The sequence below is a fragment of the Caballeronia sp. RCC_10 genome (assembly GCF_041360715.1).
GTDB lineage: Bacteria > Pseudomonadota > Gammaproteobacteria > Burkholderiales > Burkholderiaceae > Caballeronia > Caballeronia grimmiae.
In genome coordinates this window covers 242512-264142 of the sequence record NZ_JBFUPT010000003.1, presented here as the reverse complement: position 1 = coordinate 264142, position 21631 = coordinate 242512, and the positions used below count along the sequence as shown (strand labels likewise).

The following is a 21631-nucleotide window of genomic DNA, read 5'->3' as shown; positions in this document are numbered from 1 at the left end:
GATGCCACATAACCGCGGCTGTCTTGCCGCGGCATCAAGGTCTGTAGGTGACGGCCTGAAATCGAATCACCATGCACTGGACGATACACAAGGCCAGCTACAGGTGTAGCCACCGCCCACCGTCTTCGCATGCAGGCGCGTCGGTACGAGAAAGGGCGTGCCGTAGTGGCCATCTGCGGGAAGCGCAACGCAGCAAAAGCCGAGCGTGCGCGCTTGCGTGAGTTCTACCCTCAAGCTCGAACGATCATCCCGCCCTGTAAGATCCTTCATCGTCTGCCATCCTTATCGTTATCTGGATTGGACTGGCGGATAGGCTACGACAAGCCGAAGCGCTGCCCGCAAGCATCGAGAAAAAATGTCACTGCTACAATTTCGCCGGTGCGGATGCGTCTTTCCTCCGACTATCGGCGGACGCTTGCTCGGGTGCGTGGGCGAAACTTGGCGCGCTTTCTGCGCCGCCAGGCAAACCCATACCACCGAAAAGGCGAACAGAGACATGGCAAAGAACACCGACCTCGACGACTTTCGCGTCCCGTTCTTCGACGGCGGCAAGAAGCTCAAGCCATTCGATCTAAGCTCAGTCGATCCCTCCGCCAAGCCCTTCTCCACCGGCACCAAAGACGGCGACCGCGCGCGTCTGGCCGAAATCGGCGCGCAACTCGACGACCTGCAGGAGCGATTGCATGCGCAGCGGCATCAACGGGTGCTGCTCGTTCTGCAAGGCATGGACACGAGCGGCAAGGACGGCACGGTCCGCGCGGTTTTCCACGACGTCGATCCGCTCGGCCTGCGCATCGTGCCGTTTCGCGCGCCGTCCGAACGCGAGGCCGCGCACGACTTCCTCTGGCGTGTCCACGCGCAAGCGCCGATGGCCGGCGAATTCGCCATCTTCAATCGCAGTCACTACGAAGACGTCCTCGTGCCGCGCGTGCTGAAGCAAATCGACGCCGACGAATGCGAGCGGCGCTATCGCCATATCCGCGATTTCGAGGCGCTGATGGCGGACACGGGCACGACCATCGTCAAATGCTTTCTGCATATTTCGAAGGACGAACAGCGCGAGCGCCTGCAAGCGCGCATCGACGATCCGACGAAGCACTGGAAATTCGATGTCTCCGATCTCGACGCCCGCAAGCTCTGGGACCATTACCAGCACGCGTATGCCGTCGCGCTCGGTGCGACATCGACGGACTATGCGCCGTGGTACGTCATTCCCGGCAATTCGAAGACGCATCGCAATGTGATGGTTGCCGAACTGCTTCTGCGCACCATGCAGGGCATGAAGCTGGAATTCCCGCCGGCGAAGGAATCGCTGAAGGGCATCAAAGTCGAATAATCAGGACATCAATAACAAGGAAGCATATGTTTCGCGTCATCACCGCTAATCTGAACGGCATTCGTTCGGCCGCCAAAAAAGGCTTCTTCGACTGGTTCGGCGAGCAAAAATCGGATGTCGTCTGCGTGCAGGAAATCAAATGCTCACAAGACGATCTGACACCGGAATTTCTCGCGCCGCACGGCTTTCAGGGCTACTTTCAGCACGCGGTCAAAAAGGGCTACAGCGGCGCGGGCGTCTACACGCGCCATGAACCGGACGATGTGATCATCGGTTTCGGCAGTGACGAATTCGATCCCGAAGGCCGCTATGTGGAAGCGCGCTTCGGCAAGCTGTCCGTTATTTCGGTGTACGTGCCATCCGGTTCGAGCGGTGAAGAACGTCAGCAGGCGAAGTATCGTTTCATGGACGAGTTCATGCCGCATCTGGCGGAACTGTCGAAGGAGCGCGAAGTCATCGTGTGCGGCGACGTGAACATCGTGCACAAGGAAATCGACATCAAGAACTGGAAGAGCAATCAGAAGAACTCCGGTTGCCTGCCCGAAGAGCGCGAGTGGCTCACGAAACTATTCGATGAAGTCGGCTACGTCGATGTTTTCCGCACGCTCGACACGCGTCCCGAGCAGTACACGTGGTGGAGCAATCGCGGTCAGGCGTATGCGAAGAACGTCGGGTGGCGAATCGATTATCAGATCGCGACGAAGGAAGTCGCCGCGACCGCAAAGAGCACTTCCGTGTTCCGCGATATCAAGTTCAGCGATCACGCGCCGCTGACCGTCGATTACGACTGGAAACTCGCGAAGAAATAAGCGCGCTAGCGGCCCGTCTTCTTGAACCGGCCCATGCCCGCATAAGTCGGCAACTGATCGATGTTCTTGCCGATCGCCTTTGCGTAGAGCGGCATCATGTCGGGCATGCGTTTCAGCAGATCCTGCCGGCGATCCGGGCCGTACGGATGCATCCAGATGAAGCCGTTGTCCGCGCGGCGCGTGGCCGTATCGACCTTGTTCCACAGCGTGACGGCGGCGCGCGGGTCGTAGCCTGCGCGCGACGCGATCTCGCTGCCGATCACATCGGCTTCGGTTTCGTCGGCGGGGGAGTAGCGCATGGCGAGCAATTGATCGCCGATGCCGAGCGGCGCCGAGCCGACATCCGCGAAGCCGAAAAGCTGCGGCATCGTGCCTGCGGTGAGCTGTGCGGCCTGCTGCCGTCCGAGCCGCTCGCGCGCATGTTCGCGCAGCGCGTGAGCAATCTCGTGGCCGATCATCATGCCGATTTCGTTGTCGTTCAGGCGCAGCTTCTCGATCAATCCGCTATACACGACGATCTTGCCGCCCGGCAGACAATACATCCGAATTTCGTTCGACTTCACGACGTGCGTTTCCCACTTCCACGCCTTGGAGCGGTCGTTCCACTTCAAGGCGAACGGGACCTCGTGATTCACGATATCGTGCACGCGCTTCGCGAGCGGGTTGTCGTTGCCGAGCAGCAATTTGTTGCGCTCCGCCTCGTGGATGATCTGCGCGTATTCGTCGGCGGACTGCGACTCGAGCGTCGCGGGGGGAATCAGGTTGCGAAACAGCGCCGTGTTGCCGAAGCGGACCTGGCTGTTTGGTGCGGTGTAGGCGGGCGGCGCGCGATCCTCGTCCTGTGCCCGCGCGACGAGCGGTGTCAGCGACGCAATCGACGTGAGCGACGCCGCAGCCAGCACGCCGGTCAGCGCACGATTGGCGAATCTCCGCACCGTCATCGTTTTGATCTCCAGGGCGCGATCAACGGCAACAGTAACATGCCCGGAATCGACAGCGCGACGCAGACGAGGAAGTACTCGAACCAGCCCGTCTGCGCGACGATAAACCCGCTCGCCGACGCCGCCACCGTGCGCGGCACCGCCGCAAGGCTCGTAAAGAGCGCGAACTGCGTCGCGGTGTAGCGCGGGTCGGTCGTGCTCGCGATATAGGCGGTGAACGTCGCGAGCGTCAGGCCCGTCGCGAACGTCTCGAAGCCATACAGCACGCCGAGCGCGAGCGGCGAAGGCCCGATCTTCGCCAGCCATGCGAATCCGATGGTCGCGACGATCTGCAGCACGCCGAAAATCCACAGCCCGCGCGCAATGCCGATTTTGACGAGAAACACCCCGCCGACGATCCCGCCCGCGATGCTTGTCCAGAACGCGACCGTCTTCGCGATCACGCCGATCTGCTTCATCGTGAAGCCGACATCGAGGAAGAACTTCGTGGCGAGCGCGGTCGCCATGGTGTCGCCGAGCTTGTAAAGGAAGATGAAGCTAAGCACGAGTAGCGCGTTGCGCCAGCCATCGCGCGTCACGAACTCATGGAACGGCTCGATGATCGCGTCGCGCAGGTTCTTCGGCGGCGCGCCGTGAATCTCCGGTTCCTTGATGAACAACGTCATGACGATGCCGGGCAGCATGAACAGCGCCGTGACGATGAAAACCGTTTTCCACGGCAGGAAACCCGCGAGAATCAGCGCCAGCGAGCCCGGTACGAGGCCCGCGACCTTGTACGCATTGACGTGGACCGCGTTGCCGAGACCTTGCTCGGTATCGGCGAGCAATTCGCGCCGATACGCGTCGATGGCGATATCCTGACTCGCGCTGAAGATCGCGAGCAACAGGGCGATGCCCGCCACCGTCCAAAGGTTCTGCGCAGGCGAGAAGAAGCCGAACGCGCCGATCGCGAGCGCCACGAGCACCTGCATGAACAGCATCCAGCCGCGCCGCCGGCCCGGCCGCCAGAACGGCAGATGCGGAACGTAGCGGTCCATCAGCGGCGCCCAGACGAACTTCCACGTATAGGGAAGTCCGATCAGGGCGAACAGGCCGATCTGCTTGACGTTGATGTGCTCGGTCGTGAGCCACGCCTGAATCAGGTTGACGAGCGTGAAGAGCGGCAGGCCGGACGTGAAACCGAGAACGACGCAAATCAGAATGCGCGTGTTCAGGAACGCGCGCCAGCCGGGATGATCTTCGTGAGCGGTAAGAGCGGGCGCCTCGTGTGGCGTGTCGGGCATGTCGATGATGAAAAGGCGTTGTCGATGCGATGAAGCCGGGACGAATCACCGGCGCTTCACGCGATAGACCGCAAGACTACCACGCCAGTTCGCGCCCCAACGGATGGACTGCCCGCCGTGCAGCACCACCCGATCCAGAATCTCGATGCCCACTTCGGGCGCGAGCGCCTCGAAATCCTTGATGGTCAACACGCGCACGTTCGGCGTGTTATGCCATTGATACGGCAGTGCTTTCGACACCGGCATGCGCCCCTGAATGACGGCCAGTCGATGCGGCCAGTAGCCGAAGTTCGGAAACGAGACGATGCACTCGCGCCCGACGCGCACCGTTTCCCGCAAGATCGCGGCGGTCTGGTGAATCGTCTGCAGCGTCTGCGAGAGGATCGCGAAATCGAAGCTGTCGTCTTCGAAGAGGCGCAAGCCGTCTTCGAGATTCTGCTGGATCACGTTCACGCCTTTCTGTGCACACGCGAGCACGCCGGCGCCGTTGATCTCGATGCCGTAGCCGTGCACTTCCAGCTCTTCGCCGAGCAGCGAGAGCAGCGAGCCGTCGCCGCAGCCGAGATCGAGCACCGTCGAGCGCGGTTCCACCCAGCGCGCGATGGCGCGAAAGTCCGAGCGCAGCGCGAGAGAATCGAGAGTGTTCTGGTTCATGCGCCGACCTCCGTGGCGATGCGTTCGTAGTAGGCGCGCATCAGGTTGTGATAGCGCGCGTCGTCGAGCAGGAAGGCGTCGTGGCCGTGCGGCGCGTCGATTTCCGCGTAGCTCACCGTGCGCTTGTTGTCGAGCAGCGCCTTAACGATCTCGCGCGAGCGCGCGGGCGCGAAACGCCAGTCGGTCGTGAAGCTCGCGATCAGATACTTCGCCTTCGTGCTGGCGAGCGTTCGGGTCAGATCGCCGTCGTGGGACTTGGCGGGATCGAAGTAATCCAGCGCGCGGGTGATGAGCAAGTAGGTGTTGGCATCGAAGTATTCGGCGAACTTGTCGGCCTGATAGCGCAGATACGACTCCACTTCGAACTCCACGTCGAAGTTGAAGTTGTACGCATCGAGCGCGCCTTCGGCACGGCGCAGCGCGCGGCCGAATTTGACGGCCATGTCGTCGTCGGAGAGATACGTGATGTGGCCGATCATCCGCGCGACGCGCAGGCCGCGACGCGGCTTCACGCCATGCGCGTAATAGTCGCCGCCGTGGAAGTCGGGATCGGAGAGAATCGCCGAGCGCGCCGTTTCGTTGAACGCGATGTTCTGCGCCGACAGCTTCGGCGTAGATGCAATGACGATGCAGTGCCCGAGCCGCTCGGGATACATGATGCTCCACGCGAGCGCCTGCATGCCGCCGAGACTGCCGCCCATGACGGCGGCGAATCGTTCGATGCCGAAGCGGTCGGCCACGCGCGCCTGCGCATGCACCCAGTCTTCGACGGTCACGACGGGAAAGCTCTTGCCGTAGGGCTTGCCGGTTGTGCGGTCGATGCTCATCGGACCGGTCGAGCCGAAGCATGAGCCGAAGTTGTTCACGCCGATCACGAAGAAGCGATTCGTATCGAGCGGTTTGCCGGGGCCGACCATGTTGTCCCACCAGCCGACGTTCTTCGGATCGTCCGCATAAACGCCCGCAACATGATGCGATGCGTTGAGCGCGTGGCACACGAGCACCGCGTTCGAGCGGGCGGCGTTGAGCTCGCCATACGTTTCCACGACGAGTTCGTAGTCGCCGAGCGAACTGCCGCTCTGCAAGACGAGCGGCTCGGTGAAGTGCAAGGATTGGGGACTGACGATGCCGATCGATTCCATTCATTCCGCCTTTGACGAAGCGGCTAAACGGTGTCGGCTGTGCGCGGAACATGGGCGCGGCTGACGACCTCTTTAGCCGCATTTGTAGTGAACCGCCGGGCTTTGGCCCTGGGTTCGCGCGCCCGCAATCGAGTCAGCAAATCGGCGCGTTGTTCAATTCAGATGAGCGGTGAGTATAGCGGAAAATGTCATAAAGCCGTCAATGGCGGCGGCGCGCGCGATGCCCGTTCGGACCTCGAACGAAGCGGCCCCGGCACCCGCTTTACGGCTTCGCAGCAGGCCGCCCGAGCGCCCGCCCGCGCAGGCCGAGCGCCAGCGCGCGAACCGACTGCACCGTGCGATCCACGTAATGCGGCCGCCCCGCGCCCGGCATGCGAACGGACACCGCGCCGCTCGACGTTCGCGCCGCCGGCAGGTGCCCGACGATCCAGACCGTCCGAATGCCGAGCCGCCGATAGCTCTTGAGATGTCCGCGCGTATCCTCGACGAGAATGGCGTCGGCCAGGCGCACGTGCGCGCGGCGCATCGCCTGGCGAAGCATCGGCGCATCCGGCTTGGCGCGCCAGCGGTCGCCTTCACGCATGTCCTCGATGGCGATCACGCGCTCGAACAGCTTCTCGATGCCCAGTTCCGCGAGCACCGCCCGCGCATACACGGACGGCCCGTTGGTCAGCACGATCTTGCGGCCCGGCAATGCGTGCAGCATGCGCTTGATGCCGCGTTCGGCGCGCAGCATCGACGGAAGATCGGAGAACGTATGGACGACGTGCAGGAAGTCGGCGGGATCGACGCCGTGATGCTTCACGAGCCCGAGCAGCGCCGCGCCGTAACGCACCGTATAGCCGACGCGCAGCCGGTTTGCCTCGTCGATATCCACGCCGACGCGATCGATGATGTACTGCGTCATCGCGCGATTGATCGCCGGGAAGACCTGATGCGACGCGTGATGCAGCGTGTTGTCGAGGTCGAAGAGCCAGACGGGGCCGCGCGTTTTGGCGGGACGGCGGCGGGACGGGCGGCGCGAATGGGGGCGCATTGTCGGTGGCATCAAAAGAAACGCCCGCGTGGCAGCGGGCGTCGGTAGCGTCGATAAATAAGCGCGAGGCTCAGTGCGAGCGGATCATCGTGCCGAACGGCTGCTCGGTCAGAATCTCGAGCAGCACCGAATGCTCGATGCGCCCGTCGATGATGTGCACCGAGCGCACGCCGCTCTTTGCGGCATCGAGCGCCGAGGAAATCTTCGGCAACATGCCGCCGGAGATGGTGCCGTCGGCGAAGAGGGCGTCGATTTCGCGCGCGGAGAGGTCGGTCAGCAGGTTGCCTTCCTTGTCCATTACGCCGGGAATGTTCGTCATCATGACGAGCTTTTCCGCGTTCAGCACGACGGCCAGCTTGCCCGCGACCAGATCCGCGTTGATGTTGTACGACAGGCCGTCTTCACCGAAGCCGATCGGCGAAATGACGGGAATGAACGCGTCGTCCTGCAGCGCCTTCACGACAGCCGGATTGATCGATTCCACTTCGCCCACTTGCCCGATGTCGATGAACTGGCCGGGGTTGTCGCGGTCCGGCATCATCAGCTTGCGCGCGTGGATCAGGCCGCCGTCCTTGCCGGTCAGCCCGACCGCCTGGCCGCCGAAATGATTGATGAGCGTGACGATGTCCTGCTGCACTTCGCCGCCGAGCACCCATTCGACAACTTCCATCGTCTCTTCGTCGGTGACGCGCATGCCCTGGATGAACGTGCCTTGCTTGCCGATCTTCTTGAGCGCCTGGTCGATCTGCGGGCCGCCGCCGTGGACGATGACCGGATTGATGCCGACCAGTTTCAGCAGAATCACGTCGCGCGCGAAGCCTTGCTTCAGGCGCTCCTCGGTCATTGCATTGCCGCCGTATTTGATCACGACCGTCTTGCCGTGATACTGACGGATATAAGGCAGCGCCTCGGCCAGAATTTCAGCCTTCAGGGTAGGCGCGATCTGCGTGAGGTCGGGAAGGTCGGACATGGCGGCAGTCGAGGCGAAGAGCGTTTAAACACGCCGAATTGTACAGGACTGACGCAGCGCAACAGGATGGTTTTCCCGCGACGCCACCATGCTTTCCGGCACGGCGTCCGGCGTGCAATCATCGGTGATGTTTCTGGCTGTCATCAACACGTCATCATGACGAACATCGAATCCACACGCGAACCGGCTGTCGACGGCGCGCTCGTCTGCGCACGATGCGGCGCGCCGTTCCGATGCGGTTCGCTCGCGGGCGACGCCGCCTGCTGGTGCGCAGCGCTCCCCGCGCTGCCGCTCGATCGCCTGCGGCCCGGCGAGCCGTGCCTGTGCCGCGCGTGCCTCCTTGCGCTGATCGACGAGACGCGCGCCGCTGGCTCCGATTAGCCGCGCCTGCGCCGCGCAAAGTGCGACAAATCGCGCCATCGGCGGTTTCGGGGTGCGCGCAAGCGGGATAATGCCGCATGGAACACGAAACGCCGGCAGGCGCTTGCGCTGCGCGGCACGCAATCGACGGAACATGCACCGCATAACCAATACCGGACGCGTCAACCTGGGCCATCTTTTCTGGCTTCGCTCGCTCGCGATCATCGGCCAGTTGTCGACCATCGCCGTCGTGCAGATTTTTTACGGCGCGAAGCTCCCGTTGCCCGCAATGCTGCTCGTCATCATGCTCGAAATGCTTTTCAACGGGCTGACGTGGCTGCGCGTGACGCGGGCGCGGCCCGAGACGAATCTCGAGCTGTTCGGCCAGATGTGCGTGGATCTCGGCGCGCTCTCCGCGCTGCTCTTTCTCTCCGGCGGCGCAACGAATCCGTTCGTGACGCTGTACTTGCCGTCGCTCGCGATCGCCGCGGCCATCCTGCCGTGGACGATGATGACCTGCCTCGCGCTTTTCGCCGTCGCGTGTTACGCGCTGCTGAGCTACAACTACGTGCCGCTCAACATCGAGAATCCGGCCAATCTCTTCGATTATTTCCGCACCGGCCTGTGGGTCAACTTCATGGTGAGCGTCGGGCTGATCGGCTGGTTCGTGGCCCGCATGTCACGCGGACTGCGCCTGCGCGACTCCGCGCTCGCCGATGCCCAGCAGCGCCATTTGCGTGACGAACGCGCGGTCGCGCTCGGTGTGCAGGCGGCGACCGTCGCGCATGAGATGGGCACGCCGCTTTCCACTATCGCGATGCTTTCCGAAGAGCTTCGCGACGCCGCCGCGCACGACCGCAACCTCGCTCCGTATGCCGCCGATTTCGAACTGCTCGAGCAGCAGATGGGGCTGTGCACGTCGGCGCTCGCGCGTCTGCGCAGCCGCGCGAGCGGGCCATCGAGCCGGCAGGCGCTCGACGAATGGCTCGCGAGCTTCATCGAGCAATGGCGGCTGCGTCATCCGCACGTGAAGTTCAGACAGGTCGGCGAGACACCGGCGGGCACGTCGATCGACGATGCCGTCGCCGTCGGCCAGATTCTCACCATTCTTCTCGACAACGCCGCGCGTGCGAGCAACGAGTTCGTGTCGCTGCAAGCGGTGGCCGAGAAGGTCGACGGCGCGCGCGTCGTGCGCTTCGAGGTGTGCGATCGCGGTCCCGGCATTCCGCCCGCGCTGCGCGCTTCGCTGGGCGCGGGCCCCGTCGACAGTACGCAGGGCGGTCATGGCGTCGGGCTCTATCTGGCGTTTGCGGCGGCGGCGCGGCTCGACGGATCGATCGAACTGGTCGCGGACGAGCCACCTGGCACGCGCGCCGTGCTGCGGCTGCCGGATCGCGGGGCGGTCGCGGGATCGGGTCAGGCCGCGCGGACGGAATCGAGCGGCGCGACGTGAACCGCTTGCGGAAATTGAAACATTGCAAGGGACCGCACAAGCGCTGAAGCGCCGGTTGCGGTCAACAAGGAGAAACCAAAATGAGCGACACCAACTTCCTGATCATCGACGACGACGAGGTTTTCGCGGGCATCCTGGCGCGCGGTCTGACACGGCGCGGCTACACCCCGCATCAGGCGCACAACGCCGACGAAGCGGTGAAGCTCGCCAATCAGCACAAGTTCGGGCAGATCACCGTCGATCTTCATCTCGGCAACGATTCCGGCTTGCGGCTCGTCGCGCCGCTGCGCGATTTGCAACCGGACGCCCGCATTCTCGTGCTGACGGGATATGCGAGCATTGCGACAGCGGTTCAGGCGGTGAAGGACGGCGCGGACAATTACCTCGCGAAGCCGGCGAACGTCGAATCGATTCTGGCGGCGCTGCATGAAGAAGCGAGCGAGCTGACGGCCGAGGAAGCGATCGAGAATCCGACGCTGCTGTCGGTCGCGCGGCTGGAATGGGAGCACATTCAGCGCGCGCTCGCGGAGAACAACGGCAATATTTCGGCGACGGCGCGCGCGCTCAACATGCATCGGCGGACGTTGCAGCGCAAGCTGGCCAAGAAGCCAGTGCGTCAGTAAGCGCCTTTGCCGACGCGCGCCGCGCGAGAAAAGCTCGGCGCAAAAAAAACCGCCCAAGCCGGGGAACGAGGGCGGTAATCGGAGAGTTGCAACGACTTCGTGCATATACACGGGGATACGCACACGGTCAGCATACGCGGCGCGCTCGAACCGTTACATACGACTTTTCCTAAAACTAAGAAGGTTCCTAACTGCTTGCTTCCAGTCAGCTAGATGGCGCATTGGCTGGAAACGAGAGCACGCGCTCCCCGCCGAACCCACCTCAAAATCTCGCATCGTCCCGTAAGCGACGCGTAATTTCGCTTCGCTTGCCACTGCCCGACCCACTCCGTACACTCGCGCCTGTCCAAGATCGCCGAGAAGGAGCGTTGCCATGTCCGATTCATATTTCCCGCGCTGGCCGGTCCAGCCGGATGCGCAAGGCGGCCGCGTCGTCGCGCCCGACGAACGGCTGCCCTGGCCGCAAATGATCGCGATGGGCGTGCAGCACGTCGTCGCGATGTTCGGCTCGACCGTTCTCGCGCCGCTGCTCATGGGCTTCGATCCGAATCTGTGCATTTTCATGTCGGGCATCGGCACGCTGCTGTTTTTCGTGCTCGTCGGCGGGCGCGTGCCGAGTTATCTCGGTTCGAGCTTTGCGTTCATCGGTCTGGTGATCGCGATTACCGGCTACGGCGGACACGGGCCGAACATGAACATCGCGGTCGCGCTCGGCGGGATCATCGCGTGCGGCGTGGCTTACGCGATCATCGGGCTGATCGTTGCGGCGGTCGGCACGAAATGGATCGAAACGCTGATGCCGCCGGTCGTCACCGGATCGATCGTCTGCGTGATCGGACTGAATCTCGCGCCGATCGCGGTCAAGGGCGTGAGCGGCAGCAACTTCGATTCCTGGATGGCGCTCGTCACCGTGCTGTGCGTGGGCGGCGTCGCGGTGTTCGCGCGGGGCATGGCGCAGCGGCTGCTCATCCTGATCGGCCTCGCGATCGCGTACATCGTCTATGCGGTGCTGACGAACGGCATGGGCATGGGCAAGCCGATCGACTTCTCGATCGTTTCCAACGCCGCCTGGTTCGGCCTGCCGCATTTCACGGCGCCGGTTTTCGATGCGCAAGCGATGACCCTGCTCGCGCCCATCGCGATCATTCTGGTTGCGGAGAATCTGGGCCACATCAAGGCCGTCGGCGCGATGACCGGACGCAGCCTCGACAAGTACATCGGCCGCGCCTTCATCGGCGATGGCCTCGCGACCATCGTGTCGGGCTTCGCGGGCGGCACGGGCGTGACGACTTACGCGGAGAACATCGGCGTGATGGCGGTCACGAAGATCTATTCGACGCTCGTTTTCGTGATCGCGGCGCTGTTCGCCATCGTGCTCGGCTTCTCGCCGAAGTTCGGCGCGGTCATTCAGACCATCCCGGGGCCGGTGCTCGGCGGCGTGTCGATCGTCGTGTTCGGTCTGATCGCGGTGACGGGCGCGCGCATCTGGGTCGTCAACAAGGTGGACTTCTCGGATAACCGCAATCTGATCGTCGCGGCTGTCACGCTCGTGCTCGGCGCGGGCGACTTCACGCTCAAGCTGGGCGGCTTCGCGCTCGGCGGCATCGGGACGGCGACGTTCGGCGCGATCATCTTCTACGCGCTGCTGCGCCGTCGCGGCTCGGGCGTCGTTTGAGCCGATGACGACAAGGAAGCCCGAACCGCTCGGGCTTCCGGCGAATCACCCCGCCATTCCGCGCTTGCGGTTCACGATCGCCGTCTCCGACAAGTCGAGCTCCCGCATCAGCTTGTTCAGCGTTTCGTCGTTGATCGTCTGTTCCGAGCGCAAACGCAGCAGCTCCGCGCGCTCGGCCCGCAGCGCCGCCATCTTCAGCCGCGTTTCCACCATTTCGCTTCGTTTCGCCGCCGCGCGCGGCGCTTCGTCGTCGCCGAGCGATGCCAGCCGGCGCCGGTATATGCTCATCACGCGTGCGGTCGTATCGGCGCAACGGGCGGACGCCGCTTCGTCCATCTCTTCGATGAGCACGTCGTGCGTATTGTCGATGGCGCGGATCGCCGCTTGCGCCGCGCGCAGGCGCGCCATGCGTTCCTCGGCGGCGTGCGGATTGCGCTCTCGCTTCGTCCCGCGCAGCATGACCGGCAAGCCGACGACCGCCACCAGCAACGACACCAGAATCACCGACGACGCGATGAAAATCGCAAGATCGCGCCCGGCGAGCGGTGCGCCGTTATCGAGCGTGACGGGCAGGGACAGCACGCCCGCGAGCGTCACCGCGCCGCGCACGCCGCCGATGGTCGTCATCCCAAGCGTGCGGATGCCGGGCGCGGCGCTTTCGAGTCCCGACTTCGCCGCGCTGCGGCTCGCGAACCAGCGCAGGCAATACACCCACAGGAAGCGCAGCGCATAGAGCGCGATGACGGTCGCGAGCACGTAGCCGATCAGCAGGCCCACGCGTGCGTTGCCGTCGTGATGCGCCTCGACCAGCGCCTGTCCGATGATGTGCGGCAACTGCAGCCCGAGCAGCAGGAACACCATGCCGTTGAAGACGAACTCGATCATCGTCCACGTGCTCGTCATGCGCACGCGCACCGCGCTCGGAATGCTGGCGCGCAGACTCTGGATGTTCATCATCATGCCCGCCGATACCGCCGCGAGAATCCCCGAGCAGCCCGCGCGCTCGGCGATCACATAGGCGGCGAACGGGATCAGCACGGTGAGGATGACGCCGGCGGCGGGGTCGTCGTCGTCGGAGAACTTGAGGATGCGCGCCGGGATTTCGGTGACGGCATAGCTGATCGCCGCGCCGATCACGAGTCCGCCCGCCGCGATCATCACGAAGCTCACCGCCGCCTCGCGCAGCGAGAACATGCCGGTGAGCGCGGCGGCGATGGCGAACTTCAGCGCGACGAGACCGGATGCGTCGTTCATCAATGCTTCGCCTTCGAGGATATGCATCAGGTTCGCCGGAATGCGATTGCGCCCGGCGATGCCCGTCAGCGCAACCGCATCGGTTGGCGAGAGCACGGCCGCGAGCGCGAACGCGACGGGCAGCGGCATCTCCGGAATCATCCAGTGGAGAAAATAGCCGAGCGCGCCCACGGTGATGAACACGAGTCCGAGCGCGAGCATCAGGATCGCGCGGCGCTGCATGTACAGCTCACGCTTCGGAATGCGCCAGCCGTCCGCGAACAGCAGCGGCGGAATGAACAGCAGCATGAACAGCTCGGGATCGAACGTGACATGCAGCCCGAAGCCGGGCCACGCGAGCATCGCGCCGATGGCGATCTGAATCAGCGGAAGCGGCAGCTTGACGGGCAGCAGCGACAGGCCGACGCCCGACAGCGCGACGATCATCAGCAGGATGAGGACGGTAAAGACGATTTCCATGCAGGCAATGGGAAATGCCGGACGCGCGCGGCGTCCGGTTTCCTTTCTAAGGACAGGGTGACGCAAAAGTGTAGCCGTTCGCGCCGGCGACGGCATTTTGCGAGGCGCACCGGTGCGGTGCGTCGAAGTGCGGGATTCGCCTGCTGAAGGTGCACAGGAAGCGAAAAACGCCGACAAATACGATGGCGTCGCGCGCATGGACATTGCTTTATCGACAGACCCCAAGACTCCGGGCTACCCAAGACTCCGGGCTTCATTACCGAGGGCTGTTCATGAAAGACACATCGAGCGGGACTGGCGCGGGGCCAGTGCGATGGATCGCGGTTGCGCGGGTTATGGCAGGGGCATCGACATGGTGATCGCCAATCCCGAAAAGACGACGATCTCCCCGCGCAGCTTCGAGCTGGGCGTGATGTCGGGACTCGACCGCTATTCCGTCGAGCACGGCGAGTGGACACTGTCGAGCGTGTTCCAGCCGGTCTTGAGCCTGTCGCACATGCGCGCGGTCGGCTATGAAGGGCTGCTGCGCGCGCACGATGCGCTGGATCGACCGGTATCGCCCGTCGATGTTTTCGGACAGGCGGCGCGCGTCGGCGAAGCGCTGCAGATCGACCGGCTCGCGCAGGCGCTGCATCTCGAGAACTTCAAGATGCTCGGCGCGGAAACCGAATGGCTCTTCCTCAACGTGCATCCCGGCGCGCTGACCGAGCCCTATCACGCGGCCGCGCTGCTCGCGAACCTGAAGCGCCTGCATATCGAGCCGCGGCGCGTCGTGCTCGAAGTGCTGGAGCAGAGCGCCGAGGATATCGAGCGTCTCGCGCAGGCGGTGCAGCAGTTCCGCGATCACGGCTTTCTCATCGCACTCGATGATTTCGGCGCGGGTCATACGAACATCGAACGCATCTGGCAGCTCGATCCGGATATCGTCAAGCTCGATCGCGTGATGCTCTCGCACGCCGGACACAACGTCCACGCGCCGCTTTCCAAACGCACGGTCAAGCAGCGGCGCAACATGGAGGCGGTGCTGTCGGGCATCGTCTCGCTGCTGCACGAAGCGGGCAAGCTCGTGCTGATCGAAGGCGTCGAAACCGAGCACGAAGCGCAGCTTGCGCTCGCGAGCGGCGCGGACTTCGTTCAGGGCTTCTTCTTCGCGCGGCCGCATCCCGGTCTCACGGATGGCGCGCACGCGCAGACCATCATCAGCGATCTCACCGAGCGGTATCGCCTGCAAACCGAAGCGCGCGAGCGGCGCGACGCGACGCGGCTTCAGCCCTACGTCCGGGCATTCGAACGGGCGGCGGAGCGGCTTGCAGCAGGCGAGCCACTCGATGAAGTCTGCTGGAATTTTCTGGCGCTCGATAACGCCGCACGCTGCTTCCTGCTCGATCAAAACGGCCGGCAGTCGGGCCGCAACGTCGTGTTGCGCGCGGATCGCGCGGCCCACGAGGCGCGCTTTCTGCCGCTCGTCGATGCGCAGGGCGCGAACTGGCTGCGTCGTCCTTACTTTCGCGCGGCGCTCGGCGATCCCGAGCGCGTACACGTGACGAAGCCTTATTTGTCGATCAACGAAGCGATGCCGTGCGTCACGCTTTCCGTCGAAACGCGCTCGGGCGGCAAGCGCTGCGTCCTGTGCGGCGACATCGACTGGCTGCCCGAGGACGACTGATCACTTCGCGACGACGACGGGAATCCCCTTCAGCGACGATGCGCCCTTCATCGTGTCGATGGCGGCGCGCACCGCATCGCCCGTCGCCGCTTCGATGCCGAGGCGCGCGACGATATCGCGCTCGCTGCGCTTGACCATCGCGAGATTCGCGAGCTTCACGTGACCGTAGCCGCGCACGCGCTCGAACAGCGCAGCAAGTGCCTGCACGTCTTTCGCGTCGTGGGCGTCGAGTGTCGCGAGCGCGCGTTGCATCGTGATTTCGTAGTCGTTCGCCAACTGCCGTTCCATGCGGCGTTCCAGCGTCTTGCCGAACGGATCGAGCGCCGTGCCGCGCAGCGCCCGCACCTTCGACAATCCGCCGAACACGGGCCACATCCACTGGCCGAAGGTCTTCTTCTTCGGCACGCCGCCCCGTGCCAGAACCGGCGGCGCGAGGTTGAACTTCACCGTGTAGTCGTCGCCGGCCGTGCCTTCGAATTGCGCAGCGAGCGCGGCGCGGAACGCCGGGTCCGCGTGCAGGCGCGCGACTTCGTACTCGTCCTTCACCGCGAGCAGCTTGTAGAACGTGATCGCGACGGCGGGCTGCACGTCTGCATTCGCGGATGCCTTGTCGACCAACGAACGATACCGCTTCACGTATTTCGCACCGCCATACGCCAGCAGCCGTTCCTCGCGATCGCGGATGAGGTCCGCGAGCGGCATCCGGTCCATCGCGACGCGCTTCGGCTGCGCGGATGCCGCCAGCGAATCGAGCGCGCTCATGTCCACTGCTGCGAGCCGGCCGATCGCGAACGCCAGCTTGTTCGCCGATACCGCGACGTTGTTCAACTCCAGCGCGCGCATCAACGCGCCGTGCGACACCGGCACGAGCCCGAGTTGCCACGCGAAGCCGAGCATCAGAATGTTCGCGCCGATGGTATCGCCGAGAAAGCGCGCCGCGAGCGATTGCGCATCGCAGGTGCGCAGCGCGTCGGCGGCGTTCGGTCCTGCGGCGTGGCGCATCTTGTCGATGAGCGCGTCGGCGTGGAGATTCGCGTCGGGGTTCTGCACGAAGGTCGCGTTCGGGATCGCGTGCGTGTTCACGACGATCTTCGTGCGATCGTGCCGCACCGTCTGCAACGCTTCGGGGCTCGCGCCGACGACCATATCGCAGGCGAGCAGCAGGTCGGCCTGCTGCGTGTCGATGCGAACCTGATTCAGCAGCGCATCGGTCGCGGCGAAGCGCACGAACGACAGCACCGATCCGCCTTTCTGCGCGAAGCCCATGAAATCGAGCACGGACGCGCTCTTGCCCTCCAGATGCGCCGCCATGCTGATCAGCGCGCCGACTGTCACGACGCCCGTGCCGCCGACGCCCGTCACCAGAATGTCGTAGGGCGCGTGATCGAGATGGGCGCGCGGCATCGGCAGCGCATCGACGCGGCGAGCCAGTTCGGCGGGATCGAACGCGTGGCCTTCGGCCTTCTTCAGCCTGGCGCCTTCGAGCGTGACGAAGCTCGGGCAAAAGCCGTTCACGCAGGAATAGTCCTTGTTGCAGGACGACTGATCGATGCGCCGCTTTCTGCCCAGTTCCGTTTCCACCGGTTCGACGGAAAGACAGTTCGATTGCACGCCGCAATCGCCGCAGCCTTCGCAGACGGCTTCGTTGATAAACAGCCGCTTGTCCGGATCGGGGAACTCGCCTTTCTTGCGGCGGCGGCGCTTTTCGGCGGCGCAGGTTTGATCGTAGATGAGCACGGTCACGCCGGGCGTGTCGCGCAGACGGCGCTGGACGGCATCCAGTTCGCTGCGGTGATGGAACGTCGTGCCGTTCGGAAACTGATCGTGATGACCGTCGTACTTCTCGGGTTCGTCGCTGACCACGACGAGCAGCGCAATGCCTTCCGCTTCCACTTGCCGCGCGATCTGCGGCACGGAGATGCTGCCGTCGACCGGCTGGCCGCCCGTCATCGCGACGGCATCGTTATAGAGAATCTTGTACGTGATGTTCGCTTTTGCGGCCACGGCCTGACGGATCGCGAGAATGCCCGAATGGAAATAGGTGCCGTCGCCGAGGTTCTGGAAGACGTGCGGGGTCTTCGTGAACATCGCGTGCGACGCCCAGTCGACGCCTTCGCCGCCCATCTGAATGAGGCCGGTGGTGTCGCGCTCCATCCACGACGCCATGAAGTGACAGCCGATGCCCGCCTGCGCGACCGACCCTTCCGGCACTTTCGTCGACGTGTTGTGCGGGCAGCCCGAGCAGAAATAGGGCGTGCGCTTCACGGCATCGGCGATATTGGAGAGGATTTGCGGCGCGACGAGATCGACCACTTTTTCGCGGCGATCGAGCGCGGGCTTGTGGCGCGCGAGCCATTGCGCGAACACGGGCAGCACGCGCGACGGCCGCAACTCGCCGAGCGCGGAAAGCAGCGGCGCGCCGTCCTGCGTCGCCTTGCCGATGACGGCAGGCCGCGCGCCCGACGCGCGGTTGTAGAGGTGATCCTTGATCTGCTGCTCGATGACCGGGCCTTTCTCTTCGATCACGAGCACTTCCGAAAGCCCGTCGACGAACGCGTCGAGCCGCGTCGTTTCGAGCGGAAACGACAGCCCGACCTTGTAGATGCGCACGCCGGCGGCCTCGAGATCATCGACGGTGAGTTCGAGGCGGCGCAGCGCTTCCATCAGATCCAGATGCGCCTTGCCGCACGTCACGATGCCGACGTTCGCCTGCGGACTCGGCGCGATCCATTTGTCGATGCTGTTCGTTCGCGCGAAATGGCGCACCGCGTCGAGCTTGGCGTGCAGCCGCGCTTCGATCGTCAGGCTCGGCAAGTCGGGCCAGCGGTTGTGCAGGCCGCCGGCGGGCGCGGCGAAATCGTCCGGCGCTTTCCAGACGGTCTGTACTGCGTCGAGATCGACCGTCGAGCCGGATTCGACCGTCTCCGAAATCGCCTTGAAGCCGACCCACGCGCCGGAGAAGCGCGACAGCGCCCAGCCGTAAAGCCCGAATTCAAGCATGTCCGCGATGTTCGACGGATTCACCACCGGCATGTGCCACGCGATCATCGCCTGATCGCTCTGATGCGGCATCGACGACGACACGCAGCCGTGGTCATCGCCCGCGACGACGAGCACGCCGCCATGCGGCGACGAGCCGTAGGCGTTGCCGTGCTTCAGCGCATCGCCGGCGCGGTCGACGCCCGGCCCCTTGCCGTACCACATCGCGAAGACGCCATCGACCGTGCGTTCCGGATCGCTTTCCACGCGCTGCGTGCCGAGCACGGCGGTGCCGCCGAGTTCCTCGTTGATCGCGGGAAGGAAGCGCACGTCATGCGACGCGAGCAGTTTCTTCGCTTTCCACAATTGCTGATCGACCATGCCGAGCGGCGAGCCGCGATAGCCGCTGACGAAGCCCGCCGTGTTGAGATTCGCGGCCCGGTCGAGGGCGCGCTGCATCAGCACGAGGCGCACGAGCGCCTGCGTTCCCGTCAGAAAGATGCGCCCGCTCGTGGCGCTCAGGTTGTTGCTCAGCTGGTAGTCGGAAAGCGCGGGAACGTGCGGGGTGGAGAGAGCATCGGCGGGGACGCGTGCGTTCATGGGCGTGTCTCTTTTTTGGGATAGAGGCGATACGCCATTCTTGGCCGACGATATCGAAATGTTTTTGCGCACTCGCTTCAATCTCGCACGCATGGAAACGTAACGAGATGATTTTCGGGATAAGCGAGAAAATTCTTCTCGAAACGGCGGCGCTTCGCGTAAACCCGGAGCCGGTTCGTATGCGTGGCCGCACCGTTTGGGACTAACCTGATTGGCTCGACCGATGACGGAAAAGGACGGCGATGAAGCTCTTCTACTGGCCGAAGACCCGCGCCTTTCGCGCGCTGTGGATGCTCGAAGAAATGCGCGTGCCGTATGAACTCGTGCGCGTGAATATCCGCGCGGGCGCGCAGAACGACAGCGCGTTCTGCCGCGTCAACCCGATGGCGAAGCTGCCCGCGCTCGAAGACGGCGCCGTGCGCGTGGCGGAATCCGGCGCGGTGCTGCTGTATCTCGCGGACCGTTATCCGCAATCGCAGCTAGGCGTGCCGCTCGCCGATCCGGCGCGCGGCCGTTTTCTGCAATGGATGTTCTTCACCGGCTCATGTCTCGAACCCGCCATGGCCGAGCGCATGACCGGCGCACAGGGCAATACGGTGAGCTTCGGATGGGGCGATCTGGCGCGCGTCGAGCATGCGATCGAAAGCGCGCTCGAAGAAGGGGAATGGCTGCTCGGCGAGCAGTTCACGGCGGCGGACCTGCTTCTCGCGAGCACGCTGCAAATCGGCTTTCTCGCGCGGATCATCGAGCCGCAGGGCGTGCTCTTCGATTACGTCGAACGGGCGATCGCCCGCGACGGCTACGAGCGCGCCGCAAAAATCGATCGGCTGGAGGCGGAGCGGCTAGGCCTCAAGCCGCACGTGAAAGCGGCGGATTAGGGAAACGCACGCGGCTTCGGGATGCCCGCGCCGGCTTCGATGTCGGCGACTGCGCGCTCGTGCGCCAGCTTGACGGCATCGGCGGGATTGAAGAGGCCATCGTCGCCGCCGACGGTCGTCCACGCCTTCACGGCGTGGTCCAGATGGCGAATCTCGTACTCGGCGTCCCATTTCGGGCCCTGTAGCTCGATGGGTCTCACGTGAATCGAATAGACGCCGTAAAGGAAGACCTGCTCCGCCATGATGCCCCTCCGATGCCTTCCGCCTGCAGCACTGACCGTGCAGTTCTACAGTTCGATTTCCCCGAGGATGCGATGCGCCAGCGCCCGCGCTTCGTCGAGCGCCTCGTGTTCGTTCTCCGATGCGGCTTCGACTTCGTAGAGCGTCGCGTCGGCCGCTTCGCCGTCGTCGCGGGTGAGCGAAACGAGGCCCTGGAACTTGCCGCCATCGATGGCGCGCACGCCGATCGTCGCCGTGTAGATGCCTTTCGTGTACGTGGTGTCTTCCATGATCGATTCGCCTTGAGGCCGGAACGTCACTATCGAATTCATGCTAGCACGCAGTTATGCGAAGCGTATGACGGCCGCGTTGCGCTAGCGTTGCAGCAGTTCCTCGACTTCCGGAAGCGTCGGCGAATGCGCGCCCGAGTGACGGCACGCCGCCGCGCCTGCGGCCAGCGCGAACTTCAGGTGATCCGGCCAGCCGCCGTGGCGCGACATCAAGCTGTAAAGCAGACCGCCGATGGACGCGTCGCCCGCGCCGACCGTGTCGGCAACTTCCACGGCGGGCGGCCGGGCGCTGTAGCTTTGATCGCCCGCGTAGAGCGTCGCTTCCGACGAGCCGCGCGTGACGAGCACGGTCGCCTGCGGATTCATCGCGCGGATGCGGGCGAGCGCGTCGTCTTCGGACAGACCGCGAAAAAGCATGTGCAAATCTTCGTCGGATACCTTGATGAGATCGGCCAGCGCCGCCATCTCGCGCAGGATCGGCTCGTAGCCGTGCTCCATCAGGTTGCGGTAGTTCGGATCGAAACTGATCTTCACGCCGTGCTCGCGCAGTTGCGCGGCGAGCCTCGCGAGCGTGCGGCCGAGCGGCTGGCGCACCAGGCTGATGCAGCCGAAATGCGCCCACTTCACGCGCTCCATCCAGCCTTGCGGCAGCTTCGAAGGATCGAAGGCGAGGTCCGCGCCGTTCTCGCCCATGAAGTAATAGGTCGGCGGCTGCGTCTTGTGGACGATGGCGAGGAGCGGCGGCCGTTCCACGCGCTGCATGAAGCGCATGTCGAGCCCGGCGGCGGCGCTCGCTTGCCACAGATCGTCGGAGAAGTTATCGACGCCCAGCGATCCGGCGCAGGCGGTCGGCAGGCCGAGCCGCGCGACCGCGCGCGCAACGTTCCAGCCCGCGCCGCCCGGACGCGACAGCCAGCTCGATTCGCCGGTGCGGATCATGTCCGTGAGGATGTCGCCGGCGGAGACGAATTGCGGGAAAGTGGTTTGATCGGTCGCCATCGTTG

The 21631-nt window shown here is 64.2% G+C and carries 19 protein-coding genes; 8 read left to right on the top strand and 11 right to left on the bottom strand.

The window, feature by feature from the left end:
* The first annotated feature begins 496 nt into the window (after positions 1-496).
* Both AB6804_RS08860 and AB6804_RS08855 read left to right on the top strand, forming a co-directional pair.
* Entirely contained in the window at positions 497-1336 is an 840-nt protein-coding gene (locus tag AB6804_RS08860; RefSeq protein ID WP_370886139.1) for a PPK2 family polyphosphate kinase, read from the top strand.
* Between the two features lie 26 nt (positions 1337-1362).
* Complete coding sequence (locus AB6804_RS08855; protein WP_370886138.1) at positions 1363-2145, top strand: exodeoxyribonuclease III; 783 nt, start codon at positions 1363-1365, stop codon at positions 2143-2145.
* A 5-nt stretch (positions 2146-2150) separates the two neighbouring features.
* Here AB6804_RS08855 and AB6804_RS08850 read toward each other — a convergent pair whose 3' ends face one another.
* From AB6804_RS08850 to argB, 6 genes are all read right to left on the bottom strand, one after another.
* Positions 2151-3086, bottom strand: coding sequence for a M48 family metallopeptidase (locus tag AB6804_RS08850; RefSeq protein WP_370886137.1), 936 nt, complete (start codon positions 3084-3086; stop codon positions 2151-2153).
* A complete protein-coding gene (locus tag AB6804_RS08845) occupies positions 3083-4369 on the bottom strand; it encodes an AmpG family muropeptide MFS transporter (RefSeq protein ID WP_370886136.1) in 1287 nt (428 codons plus the stop codon). Before AB6804_RS08845 ends, AB6804_RS08850 begins: the two co-directional genes overlap by 4 nt.
* 45 nt (positions 4370-4414) lie before the next feature.
* The gene (gene metW, locus AB6804_RS08840) at positions 4415-5023 is read right to left on the bottom strand and encodes a methionine biosynthesis protein MetW (RefSeq protein WP_370886135.1); all 609 of its coding nucleotides are present in this window, start codon (positions 5021-5023) and stop codon (positions 4415-4417) included.
* Entirely contained in the window at positions 5020-6165 is a 1146-nt protein-coding gene (locus AB6804_RS08835) for a homoserine O-acetyltransferase (protein ID WP_244793680.1), read from the bottom strand. The genes metW and AB6804_RS08835 overlap by 4 nt, the downstream gene beginning before the upstream one ends.
* A gap of 262 nt (positions 6166-6427) precedes the next feature.
* Positions 6428-7213 carry a pyrimidine 5'-nucleotidase gene (locus AB6804_RS08830; RefSeq protein ID WP_370886134.1) on the bottom strand — a complete coding sequence of 262 codons (786 nt, stop codon included), beginning with the start codon at positions 7211-7213 and terminating at the stop codon, positions 6428-6430.
* Positions 7214-7271: 58 nt separating this feature from the next.
* Positions 7272-8171, bottom strand: a complete 900-nt coding sequence (argB, locus tag AB6804_RS08825) for an acetylglutamate kinase (protein ID WP_035967206.1) — start codon at positions 8169-8171, stop codon at positions 7272-7274.
* A gap of 66 nt (positions 8172-8237) precedes the next feature.
* On the opposite strand from argB, the gene AB6804_RS08820 reads away from it, so the two are divergent.
* From AB6804_RS08820 to AB6804_RS08805, 4 genes are all read left to right on the top strand, one after another.
* The gene (locus AB6804_RS08820) at positions 8238-8552 is read left to right on the top strand and encodes a cysteine-rich CWC family protein (RefSeq protein WP_370886133.1); all 315 of its coding nucleotides are present in this window, start codon (positions 8238-8240) and stop codon (positions 8550-8552) included.
* A gap of 133 nt (positions 8553-8685) precedes the next feature.
* Positions 8686-9984 (top strand): ATP-binding protein, encoded by a 1299-nt coding sequence (locus AB6804_RS08815; RefSeq protein WP_370886132.1) that lies wholly within the window; start codon positions 8686-8688, stop codon positions 9982-9984.
* An 80-nt stretch (positions 9985-10064) separates the two neighbouring features.
* On the top strand, positions 10065-10607 hold the full coding sequence (locus AB6804_RS08810) for a response regulator transcription factor (RefSeq protein WP_370886131.1): 543 nt from the start codon (positions 10065-10067) through the stop codon (positions 10605-10607).
* A 373-nt stretch (positions 10608-10980) separates the two neighbouring features.
* A complete protein-coding gene (locus tag AB6804_RS08805) occupies positions 10981-12282 on the top strand; it encodes a solute carrier family 23 protein (protein ID WP_035967198.1) in 1302 nt (433 codons plus the stop codon).
* A 45-nt stretch (positions 12283-12327) separates the two neighbouring features.
* On the opposite strand, the gene AB6804_RS08800 is transcribed toward AB6804_RS08805, so the two are convergent.
* On the bottom strand, positions 12328-13995 hold the full coding sequence (locus AB6804_RS08800; RefSeq protein WP_370886130.1) for a Na+/H+ antiporter: 1668 nt from the start codon (positions 13993-13995) through the stop codon (positions 12328-12330).
* Positions 13996-14347: 352 nt separating this feature from the next.
* Between AB6804_RS08800 and AB6804_RS08795 the strand changes: the two genes are divergently transcribed.
* Positions 14348-15661 (top strand): EAL domain-containing protein, encoded by a 1314-nt coding sequence (locus tag AB6804_RS08795; RefSeq protein WP_370886272.1) that lies wholly within the window; start codon positions 14348-14350, stop codon positions 15659-15661.
* Here AB6804_RS08795 and AB6804_RS08790 read toward each other — a convergent pair whose 3' ends face one another.
* Positions 15662-19240, bottom strand: coding sequence for an indolepyruvate ferredoxin oxidoreductase family protein (locus AB6804_RS08790; RefSeq protein WP_370886129.1), 3579 nt, complete (start codon positions 19238-19240; stop codon positions 15662-15664).
* A 242-nt stretch (positions 19241-19482) separates the two neighbouring features.
* Between AB6804_RS08790 and AB6804_RS08785 the strand changes: the two genes are divergently transcribed.
* Complete coding sequence (locus AB6804_RS08785) at positions 19483-20118, top strand: glutathione S-transferase family protein (protein WP_370886128.1); 636 nt, start codon at positions 19483-19485, stop codon at positions 20116-20118.
* On the opposite strand, the gene AB6804_RS08780 is transcribed toward AB6804_RS08785, so the two are convergent.
* The 3 genes from AB6804_RS08780 to AB6804_RS08770 all read right to left on the bottom strand — a co-directional run bounded on the left by AB6804_RS08780 (position 20115) and on the right by AB6804_RS08770 (position 21626).
* The gene (locus tag AB6804_RS08780; RefSeq protein ID WP_370886127.1) at positions 20115-20360 is read right to left on the bottom strand and encodes a hypothetical protein; all 246 of its coding nucleotides are present in this window, start codon (positions 20358-20360) and stop codon (positions 20115-20117) included. The two genes, AB6804_RS08785 and AB6804_RS08780, sit on opposite strands and share 4 nt — an antisense overlap.
* 45 nt (positions 20361-20405) lie before the next feature.
* Positions 20406-20627: a hypothetical protein gene (locus tag AB6804_RS08775; RefSeq protein WP_370886126.1), complete on the bottom strand. Its 222-nt coding sequence runs from the start codon at positions 20625-20627 to the stop codon at positions 20406-20408.
* Between the two features lie 84 nt (positions 20628-20711).
* Positions 20712-21626, bottom strand: a complete 915-nt coding sequence (locus tag AB6804_RS08770; RefSeq protein ID WP_370886125.1) for a carbohydrate kinase — start codon at positions 21624-21626, stop codon at positions 20712-20714.
* Between the last annotated feature and the right edge of the window lie 5 nt (positions 21627-21631).

Excerpts from the sequence above, each read along its gene's own strand:
- AB6804_RS08805 (WP_035967198.1), top strand. The coding sequence starts at position 10,981 with ATGTCCGATTCATATTTCCCGCGCTGGCCGGTCCAGCCGGATGCGCAA.
- AB6804_RS08815 (WP_370886132.1), top strand. The coding sequence starts at position 8,686 with ATGCACCGCATAACCAATACCGGACGCGTCAACCTGGGCCATCTTTTC.
- AB6804_RS08780 (WP_370886127.1), bottom strand. The coding sequence starts at position 20,360 with ATGGCGGAGCAGGTCTTCCTTTACGGCGTCTATTCGATTCACGTGAGA.
- AB6804_RS08785 (WP_370886128.1), top strand. The coding sequence starts at position 19,483 with ATGAAGCTCTTCTACTGGCCGAAGACCCGCGCCTTTCGCGCGCTGTGG.
- AB6804_RS08855 (WP_370886138.1), top strand. The coding sequence starts at position 1,363 with ATGTTTCGCGTCATCACCGCTAATCTGAACGGCATTCGTTCGGCCGCC.
- AB6804_RS08835 (WP_244793680.1), bottom strand. The coding sequence starts at position 6,165 with ATGGAATCGATCGGCATCGTCAGTCCCCAATCCTTGCACTTCACCGAG.
- AB6804_RS08860 (WP_370886139.1), top strand. The coding sequence starts at position 497 with ATGGCAAAGAACACCGACCTCGACGACTTTCGCGTCCCGTTCTTCGAC.
- AB6804_RS08770 (WP_370886125.1), bottom strand. The coding sequence starts at position 21,626 with ATGGCGACCGATCAAACCACTTTCCCGCAATTCGTCTCCGCCGGCGAC.
- AB6804_RS08830 (WP_370886134.1), bottom strand. The coding sequence starts at position 7,213 with ATGCCACCGACAATGCGCCCCCATTCGCGCCGCCCGTCCCGCCGCCGT.
- AB6804_RS08800 (WP_370886130.1), bottom strand. The coding sequence starts at position 13,995 with ATGGAAATCGTCTTTACCGTCCTCATCCTGCTGATGATCGTCGCGCTG.
- AB6804_RS08820 (WP_370886133.1), top strand. The coding sequence starts at position 8,238 with ATGGTTTTCCCGCGACGCCACCATGCTTTCCGGCACGGCGTCCGGCGT.
- AB6804_RS08845 (WP_370886136.1), bottom strand. The coding sequence starts at position 4,369 with ATGCCCGACACGCCACACGAGGCGCCCGCTCTTACCGCTCACGAAGAT.
- AB6804_RS08795 (WP_370886272.1), top strand. The coding sequence starts at position 14,348 with ATGGTGATCGCCAATCCCGAAAAGACGACGATCTCCCCGCGCAGCTTC.
- AB6804_RS08790 (WP_370886129.1), bottom strand. The coding sequence starts at position 19,240 with ATGAACGCACGCGTCCCCGCCGATGCTCTCTCCACCCCGCACGTTCCC.
- AB6804_RS08775 (WP_370886126.1), bottom strand. The coding sequence starts at position 20,627 with ATGGAAGACACCACGTACACGAAAGGCATCTACACGGCGACGATCGGC.
- argB (WP_035967206.1), bottom strand. The coding sequence starts at position 8,171 with ATGTCCGACCTTCCCGACCTCACGCAGATCGCGCCTACCCTGAAGGCT.
- AB6804_RS08810 (WP_370886131.1), top strand. The coding sequence starts at position 10,065 with ATGAGCGACACCAACTTCCTGATCATCGACGACGACGAGGTTTTCGCG.
- metW (WP_370886135.1), bottom strand. The coding sequence starts at position 5,023 with ATGAACCAGAACACTCTCGATTCTCTCGCGCTGCGCTCGGACTTTCGC.
- AB6804_RS08850 (WP_370886137.1), bottom strand. The coding sequence starts at position 3,086 with ATGACGGTGCGGAGATTCGCCAATCGTGCGCTGACCGGCGTGCTGGCT.